The organism is Millisia brevis NBRC 105863 (genome assembly GCF_001552615.1).
Lineage (GTDB): Bacteria > Actinomycetota > Actinomycetes > Mycobacteriales > Mycobacteriaceae > Millisia > Millisia brevis.
This window is the reverse complement of sequence record NZ_BCRN01000016.1, coordinates 16,192-27,106: the sequence shown is the minus strand read 5'-3', so window position 1 is coordinate 27,106 and position 10,915 is coordinate 16,192. Positions and strand designations below refer to the sequence as shown.

Annotated in this window: 11 protein-coding genes and 1 pseudogene; 4 read left to right on the top strand and 8 right to left on the bottom strand. The window is 67.3% G+C overall.

Features of this window, described 5'->3' with window-relative positions; all coding sequences use genetic code 11:
- Positions 1-4: 4 nt before the first annotated feature.
- Positions 5-1,345, top strand: coding sequence for a MinD/ParA family ATP-binding protein (locus MB1_RS19660; protein WP_066911460.1), 1,341 nt, complete (start codon positions 5-7; stop codon positions 1,343-1,345).
- 15 nt (positions 1,346-1,360) lie between these two features.
- Here MB1_RS19660 and MB1_RS26655 read toward each other — a convergent pair whose 3' ends face one another.
- Positions 1,361-1,561: a hypothetical protein gene (locus MB1_RS26655; protein ID WP_084352247.1), complete on the bottom strand. Its 201-nt coding sequence runs from the start codon at positions 1,559-1,561 to the stop codon at positions 1,361-1,363.
- Between the two features lie 147 nt (positions 1,562-1,708).
- Complete coding sequence (locus MB1_RS19655; RefSeq protein WP_066911457.1) at positions 1,709-1,924, bottom strand: BldC family transcriptional regulator; 216 nt, start codon at positions 1,922-1,924, stop codon at positions 1,709-1,711.
- Between the two features lie 192 nt (positions 1,925-2,116).
- On the opposite strand from MB1_RS19655, the gene MB1_RS19650 reads away from it, so the two are divergent.
- Positions 2,117-2,473, top strand: coding sequence for a DUF4229 domain-containing protein (locus MB1_RS19650; protein ID WP_439646963.1), 357 nt, complete (start codon positions 2,117-2,119; stop codon positions 2,471-2,473).
- Between the two features lie 39 nt (positions 2,474-2,512).
- On the opposite strand, the gene MB1_RS19645 is transcribed toward MB1_RS19650, so the two are convergent.
- The gene (locus MB1_RS19645) at positions 2,513-4,066 is read right to left on the bottom strand and encodes a Rieske 2Fe-2S domain-containing protein (protein WP_066911451.1); all 1,554 of its coding nucleotides are present in this window, start codon (positions 4,064-4,066) and stop codon (positions 2,513-2,515) included.
- 194 nt (positions 4,067-4,260) lie between these two features.
- Between MB1_RS19645 and MB1_RS26985 the strand changes: the two are divergent.
- Both MB1_RS26985 and MB1_RS19640 read left to right on the top strand, forming a co-directional pair.
- Positions 4,261-4,602, top strand: a pseudogene (locus MB1_RS26985) (hypothetical protein); the annotation flags it as partial.
- Positions 4,603-4,725: 123 nt separating this feature from the next.
- A complete protein-coding gene (locus MB1_RS19640; RefSeq protein ID WP_245650270.1) occupies positions 4,726-5,199 on the top strand; it encodes a hypothetical protein in 474 nt (157 codons plus the stop codon).
- Between the two features lie 109 nt (positions 5,200-5,308).
- On the opposite strand, the gene MB1_RS19635 is transcribed toward MB1_RS19640, so the two are convergent.
- The 5 genes from MB1_RS19635 to MB1_RS19615 all read right to left on the bottom strand — a co-directional run bounded on the left by MB1_RS19635 (position 5,309) and on the right by MB1_RS19615 (position 10,909).
- On the bottom strand, positions 5,309-5,995 hold the full coding sequence (locus MB1_RS19635; protein WP_066911446.1) for a TetR/AcrR family transcriptional regulator: 687 nt from the start codon (positions 5,993-5,995) through the stop codon (positions 5,309-5,311).
- Between the two features lie 71 nt (positions 5,996-6,066).
- Positions 6,067-6,822 (bottom strand): enoyl-CoA hydratase/isomerase family protein, encoded by a 756-nt coding sequence (locus tag MB1_RS19630; RefSeq protein ID WP_066911443.1) that lies wholly within the window; start codon positions 6,820-6,822, stop codon positions 6,067-6,069.
- Positions 6,823-6,855: 33 nt separating this feature from the next.
- Entirely contained in the window at positions 6,856-8,001 is a 1,146-nt protein-coding gene (locus MB1_RS19625; RefSeq protein WP_066911440.1) for an acyl-CoA dehydrogenase family protein, read from the bottom strand.
- Positions 7,998-9,188, bottom strand: coding sequence for an acyl-CoA dehydrogenase family protein (locus tag MB1_RS19620; RefSeq protein WP_066911437.1), 1,191 nt, complete (start codon positions 9,186-9,188; stop codon positions 7,998-8,000). The genes MB1_RS19625 and MB1_RS19620 overlap by 4 nt, the downstream gene beginning before the upstream one ends.
- 2 nt (positions 9,189-9,190) lie before the next feature.
- Positions 9,191-10,909: a class I adenylate-forming enzyme family protein gene (locus MB1_RS19615; protein ID WP_066911435.1), complete on the bottom strand. Its 1,719-nt coding sequence runs from the start codon at positions 10,907-10,909 to the stop codon at positions 9,191-9,193.
- Between the last annotated feature and the right edge of the window lie 6 nt (positions 10,910-10,915).

Below are 10,915 nucleotides of genomic sequence, written 5' to 3'. Positions count from 1 at the left end.
GGGTATGACCGACTCGGGTTTCAACGGCTGGTCGCCGGTGCACGGCACCGTCGGCGCCGGCCGCGCGGACGGGTCCGAGGGTCGTGCCGGCGGGGAACGGGAATCGGATCGCCGCGCCGTCGAACGGCGCGGGGCCGACGTCGGACCCGAACGGTCCTATTCGGGTAGCCCGCTGCCGCGGCCGGGCGAGATCGCCCAGAGCGGCCACCTGCCGAGCCCGGTGCGCGGTCACTACGTCTACACCGCGATCGAGTCGGCGGGGCACGCGGACGACGAACCCGATGTGCTGCCCGCCCCGTCGATGTCCACCGCGCTCGAGCGGACCTCGCCGGTCCCGGTGCCGGTCGGTACCGGCGGCGCCAACGGTAAGAACAACTCCGCGGCGGCGTTGTCGAACGCACTGCTGCTCAAGCAGCGTCCCGCGCCGCCGACCGCGGGGTGGCGGCGACGGGTCTTCCTGCTCAGCGGTGGCCGGCTCAACCCCGGCAACAGCGCCAAGGAACAGCGCCGGATCGAGCTGACCAAGCAGATCAACCAGCCGGTGCACGGCTGCTTCACCATCGCGGTGCTCAGCATCAAGGGCGGCGTCGGCAAGACGACGATCACCTCGACGCTGGGGTCGACCTTCGCCAACCTGCGCGGGGACCGGGTGATCGCGGTCGATGCGAACCCCGATCGCGGCACGCTGGTCCAGCGCGGCCCCCAGGACACCACCGCCGGGGTACGCGATCTGCTCGACTCGATCGGTTCGCTGTCGAAGTACAGCGACGTACGGGCCTTCACCTCGCAGGCGCGCAGCCGGCTCGAGGTGCTCGCGTCCGATACCGACCCGAGCATCTCCGAATCGCTGAGCGCGAGCGAGTACTCGACGGTTCTCGATCTGCTCGAGCGTTATTACAGCATCGTGGTCACCGACTGCGGGACCGGCCTGCTGCACTCGGCGATGCCGGCGATCCTGCAGGGCGCCAACTGCCTGGTGGTGGTCAGTTCCGGTTCGGTCGACGGGGTCCGCAGCGCCTCGGCCACGCTCGACTGGCTCGACGCGCACGGCTTCCGCGAATTGGTCGCCAACTCGGTGGCGGTCATCAACGGGGTCCGGTCCCGCTCGAATCCGGTCGACATGTCGCGGGTGCTGCATCATTTCGAGCAGCGCTGTCGGGCCGTGCGCGTGGTACCGCACGATCCGCACCTCGCCGATGGCGGCGAGATCTCGCTCGACATGCTCAAGCCCGCTACGCGCACCGCCCTGCTGGAACTGGCTGCGGCGGTGGCACAGACGTTTTCCGGGCCTCCCGGGCGCACTGCGCTCTCCCGGCCGGGCCGCGGTCAGGACGGCTGGGCGTAACCCGCGGGCCCACGCTCATTCCGTTTCGCGGCCGGACTGATCCTCGTCGCGAGACTTCTTGGCCTGGCGATCGAGCCGCCAGAGGAAATCGGGATCGTCGTCGGGACCCTTGGGGCCCGGTCGGCGTACCGGAGGCGTCCCACGCTGCGGACCGAAGGCCCGCCACAGTAGAACCGCGATTGCCACAGCCGCGATAAGGGCCAATAGGTAGATCACGTCGCACCTCCCACCCTCCGAGGATAGACCTGTCGAGCGGGATGGTCCGGGCCTATTCCCGTTCGGGCGTCATCGGTGCTCGGCAGTGAGCGGCGGCGGCCCGGGAGCTCGCCTGGTGCGAGTCCCCGGGCCACCGGGTCGGTCGGGTCAGGCGCTGTGCGGATGGGCGTCGGTGGTCAGCGATTCCAGCAGGGTCATGACCTCGCTCCGGCGGAACCGGCGATGTCCACCCGGCGTGCGCACCGATCCGAGCCGTCCGGCGTGTGCCCACCGCGTCACGGTCTTCGGATCGACGTGGAACAGAGCAGCCACCTGCCCGGGCGTCATCAGCGCATCGCGGATGGTTGTCGTCGCAGTTGTCATATTCCGGCCTCACTCGTGCGTTCTTCATCGGCATCGCGGTGCGGTGCCTGTTGTCGAACGGTTCGTCGCACTCCGGCGAACCTCCGCGACCCATGGTGGCACCGGACACCCCGGGTACTCGAACCATCTACAGTTGGTAAAGGGGAGGTAATGGACAAAACGGTGAAACTGGGCACGACTAGGATGTGGGTCGTGAGTACTCCGGAATCGCCCTCCACAGGCCCCTCCGACGCCCCCGCCGATGCTCCTACCAGCGCTTCCGGGTCGCCGAAGGGACGTCTGGTGCGCAGCCTCGCCGCCTACACCGCTGCCCGATTGGGGCTGGTTGTCGTGCTTGCGGCGCTCATCCTTTACCTACCGCGGGTGGTCGGCGTCGATGTGCCGTTGATCGTCGGGGCGGTCTTCGCGGTGCTGATCGCGATGCCGCTGTCGCTGTTCCTGTTCACCGGATTGCGCAAGCGCGTCAACGCCGACATCGCCGATGTCGACGAGCAGCGGCGGCAGGCGCGAGCCGACCTGGAATCGCGCCTGCGCGGCGAAGCGGGCTGAGTCGGCCCGTACGGGTCCTACCGTTCCGGGCGGACCGTTCTAGGCGGACGCGGATTCGGTGGCTCGGGACGCGCGAATGCTGTGACCGTTGGTGGTCAGGCATTTGCCGGTGGACAGGTCCCACTTCCAGTCGTGCAGGGAGCACGTGAGGATGCCGTCCTCGACCTTGCCGGTCCGGGTCAGGTCGGCGCGCAGGTGCGGGCAGCGGCGCTGCACCGTCCAGTCGCCCATCTGCGCGTCCTCGGTCAGGTCGGCCTGCTCGGCGTACCAGTTCTCCACGTACTCGATGCGGTCCTTCGACAGGCACTTGAGGAACGTGGTCAGGAATTCGTTGAACTTCCCGGCGCGGCCGACGTCGAACTGCATCGACAGGAAGATCGAGTTGGACCAGTCGATCTCGTGGTCGGCGATATTGGTCGAGACCAGGTCGGGGGAGATGGTGTACCAGTAGATGCACTCCTCGCCCGCGTATTCGCGGACCTTCCCCTTCATGAAGTCGACCACCATGTCGAGTTCGCCGATCCGGAAGCGCACATTGCCGCCGACGCCCTTGCGGATGGTGCGGGCGCGGCGCAGCAGCGGCTCCCACCACTGCTTGATCGCCTCGAGCATCTCGTCCGGGGGCAGCACGGCGGCGCGGGCGGCCTCCTCGGCCGCGACCTCGGCCTGCCGGGAGTCGCGCTGCTCGGTCAGGTAGGTCCACTTGTCGTCGAAGACCCGGTCCAACTCGGCTTCGGTGTACAGGGTCTGGGTGACCTCGAGCCGGCCGTCGGTCAGGTCGACGACGGTGCCGGGCACGAACTCGTAGCCCTCCTGCTCGGGTCGCAATTCGCGCATGTGCGTGAGGAATTGGCGCTGATCGGTGAAGATCGAGTCGTCCTCGCTGCCCCAGCCGTTGTACTTGAACAGCTCACCGCGCAGGAACATCGGCGGGCCGGCCATCGGGAAGACGTACTGCGCGTCGACCTTCTCGATGTAGTACATCGCGCGCTTGTTCTGCGCGTCTCGCTTGAGGCGGGCGAAGTTCTGCTTCGCGTCGTGCGGCAGGTCGTAGACCATCGGCCACCAGATCGCCCCGGACGTCTGGGTGAAGTAGGCGTCCGGCTTGCCGAAGTCCAGCAGCTTGTCGACGTCGAGCGGGTGCGAGTCGTTCTGGTTGAGGATGCTCGCGGTGCCGTCGTCCACCGACAGCGACGAATCGCCGATCGGGCCGTCGCTCGGCGCCCGCAGCGGGGTGATCATCAGCTTCATCGACCCGAACTCGAGCGGCACCGCCGCCTGGGTGTAGATGATGTTGTTGTACCCGAGTGCGCGAATGTCCTTCTCGAGATCCTCGGTCGGATAATCCGGCAGAAGCACCGTGATATCCGTGCGGACGTGCCTGCGCAGCAGCTCCGGATCGAAGTGATCGCGGTGCCGGTGGGAGATGTACAGGAAGTCGGCGGCGCCGAAGTAATCCCAGTCCAGACCCCGATTGTCCGGGAACGGGAACCAGGATCCGAAGAAGCTGGGACCGATGACGGGATCGCACAGGATGCTTCCGCCAGTGGTTTCGATGAACATCCCGGCATGTCCGAGTCCTGTGATTCGCACGGGGGTGAGTCTACGGGTGTCGACGTACTTCGCCGACGACGGCCGGGATCAGCCCGCCCGACGGCGTCGGTCGTCCCGTCCGGTACCTGCGCGCAGCGCGACCGTGCCTGAACAGGCGGCGATCACGTCAACCGCGAACGGTCGCGATCACGCCCGTTCCAAGGCCTCGGCTCCCTGCTGCGGCCGCATCCGATATGACAACGCCTCACGGGGTTCATCGGCAATCCCACACAACATCTGAATTGGAGCCGAACAACGCCATCCGCGAGCAGTTGTCGCATCCGGGCCCAGTCCTACACAAGGTTCACGGTCCAAGCGGCCTGGTTGGCTTCATTTCGGGGCCTCGATGCCCGTCGTTCTTAAGCGTGGTCGGCATCCCTATTATCATTGGCAGTTCTATTGGTCGGCCGCAAGGGGCGCGAATGGTCACCTCCGAGGGAGTTCAGGCGCAACCCCCCGAGCAGATCCCGCCGGGTTGGTTCCCGGATGAGACTGACCCCACGCGTTACCGATGGTGGTCTGGCGCGGAATGGACTGAGTACACCCGACTGAAGTCGGAACTGGTCCCGGATCGAATCCAGACTGCGCCGCCCGCGCCGTGGCAACCTCGGAGAATTTCCGGGAGATCTGCATTCATGCAGCCGACGTGGTTCCGAGTCGTGATCATCGTCGGCCTCCTCGTGCTTGTGGCGGCCGCCGTAGGGCTTCTGGCTATCAACGTCATGAACTCCAGAGCCGCCTCTCAACGGGTCGTCGAGGAGCGCGCAGCTGCCGAGCAGGCGGAGGCGGATAGAGAAGCCGCGGAACAGCAGGCTGCGGCCGAGTTGGCGGCCCTTCAGAGGTTGATCCCCACCGCTGCAACGCTGTGTGGATTGCCTGCGGGCGTAGTGCAGGACGGCGGTGCAAGCATATTTCTGGATACTGCCGGGAACAGTAGCGACTCCGGCGATCTGTCGATTGAGCAGGCCGCTTGCGTTCTCCACGCGCTTGATATTCCGGATGCGATCAGGAACCAAATGAATAGTACGACCGCCTTTAGCGGTGTTCAGTCCAGTTCTTGGGGCCCTTTCGAAGCCACGTGGTCGTACAACCCCAGCCAAGGTCTCGACGTGATTATCAAGAGGACGCAGTAGAGCACCCGACGAGATCGAGATCGTTCTGGACAAACTGCTCTTGGAGGATCGGGTTGGGTCTGATCAGTTCACCCATCCAGCTGACGGCCGAGAGGTCTACCGCCCATGGTCAGCTGTCAGCCCGCGCTAGGTGTGCGTACTGGTCGCGCCGGTCCTCGGGCAGCAGGACGCTGAGGATCAGCAGGGTCTGCTTGTTGATGTAGTCCTCGAGCGTGTAGCGGCGGCCCAGCGCCCAGTGCTTGAGCGCCCATCCGTGCGCGAGCAGGATGATGTCGAAGGTGACGAGCTCCGCGTCGACGGGGTTGATCAGCCCGGCGGCGATTCCGTCCTCGAGAGCCGAACGCAACGGGGCGGCGGTCTCGATTTCCAGATCCTTGATCCGGGCGCGGCCGGCGGCGTCGAGGGTGCGGCTCTCCCGATAGGTGAGCACGACCGCGTCGAGGTTCTCCCCGACGATCTGCATGTACCGGCGCATACCGGCGACCAGCCGCTCGACCGGGTCGTCCCCGGCGGCGTCCATCTCCGGTTCGAGCTGATTGCGGAAGGCATCGAGGATCGCCACGATCGTGGCGAGCAGGATGTCCTCCTTGCCGCCGAAGTACTTGTAGATCAGCCCGACGCTGACCCCCGCCTCGTCGGCGAGGGCCTGCATCGACATCTGGTGGAAGCCGGTGCGCTCCATCACCCGCACGGCGGCGTCGAGGACCTGCTTGCGGCGCGAGTTGGCCCGGACGGCGCGTACCGCCTCGTCCACCGACAACGCATCCAGGGATGTCGCGTCGTTGTCGGTGGTCATCGTCGTGCTCCTCGGGCCGGGAAATCTTGCCTCACAGTACCGGCGCTCCGCCCCGTGAGCGCTGTCGAAGGTCACCGGGCACGCGCGACGAACCGGCCGAGGAGGCGCAATGTCTCGTCGGTATCGATCAGTTGGCTGATCTCGTCGACCTCCACCGCGTAGCCATCGGGGCCGTCCGCGGAGATGATGCAGCGCTTGGCGGCGGCGTACGCGTCCGGCGGCAGCTCGGACAGCCGGTGGGCATGCCGCAGGCCCTCGACGTCGACGTCCGCGTCGTCGACCACCCAGTGCGCCACCCCCAGGCGTTGCGCCTCGAGCCCGTCGATCAGTTCCGCCCCCAGGATCAGCCGGGTCGCTGTGGCGGGGCCGGCGAGCCGCGTCAGCCGTTGCGTGCCGCCGGCGCCGGGCAGCAGGCCCAGGGCGATCTCCGGCAGGCCCACCTTTGCGCGGGCACCGACGATCCGGAAATCGCAGGCCAACGCCAATTCGAGGCCACCGCCGGTCGCCGCCCCGCCGATCGCCGCGATCGACGGCTTCGGTAGGTCGGCGATCGCGGCGAAGACGGTCTGCAACCCTTCGGCGAAGCGCGCCATGCGCTCGCGCCGATCGGGTGCCTCGCGCCAGGAGTCCAGCATGGTGATGTCCGCCCCACCGCAGAAGCGGCGCCCCGCTCCCCGGATCAACAGGGCGTGGATATCCGGATCGGCTCCGGACCGGGCCACCGCCTCGGCGAGCCGCTGGGTCTGCTGCTCGTCGAAGGCGTTGGCGGGGGGACGTTCGAGGGTGATGACGCCGACGGCATCATGACGTTCGAGGGTGACACTCATGCCGGACTCCCGGTTCCTGTGCGGTGGAGCGGATTAGATGCCGAGATCCTTGGCGATGATCGTCTTCATGATCTCGGTCGTTCCGCCGTAGATGGTTTGGATACGCGCGTCGACGAAGGCCCGCGAGACCGCGTATTCGCGCATGTACCCGTAGCCGCCGTGCAATTGCAGGCAGCGATGCGCCGTCCGGAACTGCAATTCGGTCGACCACCACTTGAGCCGGGCCGCGCGGGCGGGGGTCAGACCGCCCTCGTTGTGCTCGGCGATGCAGTCGTCGAGGAAGGTGCGCGCCAGGTCGAGCTCGGTCGCGATCTCCGCCAACACGAACTGGGTGTTCTGGAAGGTTGCCACCGGCTTGCCGAAGGCCTTGCGCTCCTTGACGTATCCCAACGTCTCATGGAACACGCCCTCGGCCGCGGCGACCGCGCCGATCGACAGGGACAACCGCTCCTGCGGCAGATTGCGCACCAGTTGGTAGAAGCCCTCGCCCTCCTCGCCGAGCCGGTTGGCCACCGGCACCCGCATATCGGTGAACGACAGTTCCGCGGTGTCCTGGGCGTGCAGGCCGATCTTCTCCAGATTGCGACCGCGCTCGAAGCCGGGGGTATCACCCTCGACCACCAGCAGGGTCAGTCCCTTGTGGGGATCATCGGAGGTGCGGGTGGCCACGACGAAGAGGTTTCCGTTGAACCCGTTGGAGATGAACGTCTTCGACCCGTTGACCACATAGTCGTCGCCGTCGCGCACCGCGGTGGTGCGGATACCGGTCAGATCGCTGCCGGTGCCGGGCTCGGTCATCGCGATCGCCAGCACGGTGTCGCCGGTGACGGTCCCGGGCAGCCAGCGGGCCTTCTGCTCGTCGTTGGTCAGCTCGTTGATGTACGGCAGGACCACATCGTTCTGCAGCGAGAAGGCAATGCCCGCAGCGGCATTGCCCGCCCGGTTGACCTCGTCGATCACGATCGCGTGGTAGCGGAAGTCCTCGACGCCCGGGCCGCCGTACTGTTCGGCGACCGGGAAGCCGAGCAGACCGAGCTTGCCCGCCTCGGTGAACAGCGCCTTGTCGAGGCAGCCCTTGGTCTCCCACTCCTCGTGGGCCGGGGTGATCGTCTGCTCGACGAAGTCGTGCACCATCTCCCGGAAGGCGAGATGTTCGGAGTCGTAGGTCGAGCGGCTCATCGGAATGCGCTTTCGCCGGTGAAGGCCTGGCCGAGAACGAGCTGGTGCATCTCGGGGGTGCCCTCGTAGGTCAGGACCGATTCCAGGTTGACCATATGTCGGATGACGGGGAATTCCAGCGAGATACCGTTGCCGCCCAGGATCGTTCGGGCCGTGCGGCAGATGTCGATCGCCTCGCGGGTGTTGTTGAGCTTGCCGAAGCTGACCTGTTCGGGGCGCAGGCCGCCGGCGTCCTTGAGCCGGCCGAGGTGCAGCGAGAGCAGCTGCCCCTTGTGCAGTTCGACCGCCATATCGGTCAGCTTCGCCTGGGTGAGCTGGAAGCCGCCGATCGGTCGACCGAACTGGACCCGCTGCATCGAGTAGTCGCGGGCGGACTCCCACGCCGAGCGGGCGGCGCCCATCGCGCCCCAGACGATGCCGTAGCGCGCCTCGGAGAGGCTCTGCAGCGGCGCCTTGACCCCGCGGCCCTCGGGCATCAGCGCGTCGGCCGGCAGCCGCACCCCGTCGAGCACCAGTTCGCTGGTGACCGAGGCCCGCAGCGAGAGCTTGTGCTTGAGGGTGTGCGCGGCGAAGCCGGGGGTATCGGTGGGCACGATGAAGCCGCGGATGCCGTCCTCGGTGTGGGCCCAGACGACCGCGACGTCGGCGATCGATCCGTTGGTGATCCACATCTTGCGGCCGTCGAGGATCCAGTCGTCACCGTCGCGGCGGGCCCGGGTCTTCATCGAGGCGGGGTCGGAGCCGGCGTCCGGCTCGGTCAATCCGAAGCAGCCGATCAGCTCGCCGGCGGCCATGCCGGGCAGCCAGCGCTGCTTCTGCTCCTCGGAGCCGTTGTTCCAGATCGAGAACATCGCCAGCGAACCCTGGACGGAGACCAGCGAGCGGATGCCGGAGTCGGCGGCCTCGAGCTCGAGGCAGGCCAGGCCGTAGTGCACGGCGGTCGAGCCGGAACATCCGTAGCCCTCGAGGTGCATGCCCAGCAGGCCGAGCTTGCCGAATTCGCGGGCGAGGTCGCGGGCGCCGGGCAGTTCGCCCGCCTCGAACCACTCGCCGACGTAGGGGGTGATGTGCTCGGCGCAGAAGCTGCGGACCAGATCCCGTACGGCGAGTTCCTCCTCGTCGTAGAGCGAGTCGATCGACAGCGGGTCGAGGGCGTCGAACTTCTTGGTGGGGGTGTGGGTCGACATGATCAGGTCCTCGGATCGGTCGGGGCGACGAACAGGCCGGAGGCGAACTCCGCGGTGGCGCTGTCGGTCGCCTTGTAGTGCAACTTCTTGCCGGTGGCCGAGACGGGCAGTGCCTCGACGAAGCGGTAGGCCCGCGGCCGCTTGAACGATGACAGCATCGGATGGGTCCGGCAATGCGCGTCGAGCGCCTCCGGGGTCAGATCTGCTGTCTCGGAAAGGATGTAGGCGACAACCATCCGTCCCCACCGGTCGTGGGGGATGCCGACGACCAGCGAGTCGATCACCTGCGGGTGCTGGTTGAGCGCCTCCTCGACCTGCACGGGGTGGACGTTTTCACCGCCGGAGATCAGCATGTCGTCCTTGCGGCCGACGATCGTCACGAATTCCTCGGCGTCCCAGGTCGCCAGGTCGCCGATGTGCAGCCACCCGTTGTGAAACTTCGCCTTCTCCTGCTCCGGGGAGTCGAAGTAGGCGTTGGCGCACTTGGGGGAGCGGATGATCACCTCGCCGACCGCCTCGCCGTCGCGGGCGACCACGTCGTCCGGTTCGGCGAGATGATCGCCGTAGACGTGCACGACACGCACATCGTCGTCGGTGCACGCGCGCCCGGCGGTGCCGGCGTGATCGGGCAGGTCACCGGGACGCAGGAAGGTATTCCAGAAGCCCTCGGTGCTGCCGTAGCCGTTGAAGATCCGCGGGTGCAGCAGATCCTGGTACCGCAGCGCGGCCTCCCGCTCGAGTGGGGCGCCCATCGTCACGATGCCCCGCAGTGTCGACAGATCCCGCGGGCGCGCCTCCTGGGCGGTCGCGAGCATCGCCAGGTTGGTCGGCGCCCCGATCAGGAACGTCAGCCCCTCCTCGGCGACCAGATCCAGGACCCGGTCCGGATCGAAGGCGCGCAGCGGAACGACCTGGCCACCGATGTAGAAGGTGGGGTTGGGTCCGCCGGAGTACAGGCCGCCGCGGTGGAACCACGGCGTCATGTTCAGCGTCTTGTCCTCGGGGCCGAGCGGGAAATGCATGATCACGTCGTGCGCGCTGAACACCTCGATCAGGCTGTTGAGCGGCACACCCTTCGGCATGCCGGTCGTGCCCGAGGTGTAGAGCCGGGTGGTCTCGTCCCAGACCGTGCGCGCCGCGGTCGGCACGTCGGTGTGATCGGCGTGCAGGTCCTCCCAGGTGATGACGGTCGCGCCGGTCGTCGTGATCGGGGCGTCGTCGCCGACCGGCACCAGCACCTGCGGGGTCGCCGTCGCGTAGCCGAGGGCCTCGGTGACCATCGGGGTCAGCTCGGTGTCGTAGACGAACACCTTCGGCCGACTGATGTCGACGACGAAGGCGGTCTCGCCCGCGGCCAGGCGGAAGTTCACCGGCGAGCCGACCGCGCCGAGCACCTGGGTGGCCAGGTACAGCTCGGCGAACGCGGTGCCGTTGAACAGCTGGTAGGCCACGACGTCGCCGACGCCCACCCCGGCGGCGGCGAGACCGGCGGCCAGCCGATCGACCCGCTCGCCGAGCTGCTGGTAGGTCAGCTGCTCCTTGGTGTCCGGATCGCTGATCGCGATCCGGTTGGCGTACCGCTTGGTGTTGCGGCGGAAGCCGTTGAGATAGGTGAAGTCGTTTTCGAAGAAGGTCCGGTAGGCGTCGGCGTTGTAGGTCGCCGCGGCCTTGTTGTCCTGCGGCCCGGCCGCGTCGAGGTCGGCGTGTGGTGTCGCGGTCATCGTCCT

What these genes read in the sequence shown, in the direction of transcription:
- MB1_RS19660 (WP_066911460.1), top strand. Translation starts at nt 5, where the DNA reads ATGACCGACTCGGGTTTCAACGGCTGGTCGCCGGTGCACGGCACCGTC.
- MB1_RS19655 (WP_066911457.1), bottom strand. Translation starts at nt 1,924, where the DNA reads ATGACAACTGCGACGACAACCATCCGCGATGCGCTGATGACGCCCGGG.
- MB1_RS19635 (WP_066911446.1), bottom strand. Translation starts at nt 5,995, where the DNA reads ATGACCACCGACAACGACGCGACATCCCTGGATGCGTTGTCGGTGGAC.
- MB1_RS19630 (WP_066911443.1), bottom strand. Translation starts at nt 6,822, where the DNA reads ATGAGTGTCACCCTCGAACGTCATGATGCCGTCGGCGTCATCACCCTC.
- MB1_RS19625 (WP_066911440.1), bottom strand. Translation starts at nt 8,001, where the DNA reads ATGAGCCGCTCGACCTACGACTCCGAACATCTCGCCTTCCGGGAGATG.
- MB1_RS19620 (WP_066911437.1), bottom strand. Translation starts at nt 9,188, where the DNA reads ATGTCGACCCACACCCCCACCAAGAAGTTCGACGCCCTCGACCCGCTG.
- MB1_RS19615 (WP_066911435.1), bottom strand. Translation starts at nt 10,909, where the DNA reads ATGACCGCGACACCACACGCCGACCTCGACGCGGCCGGGCCGCAGGAC.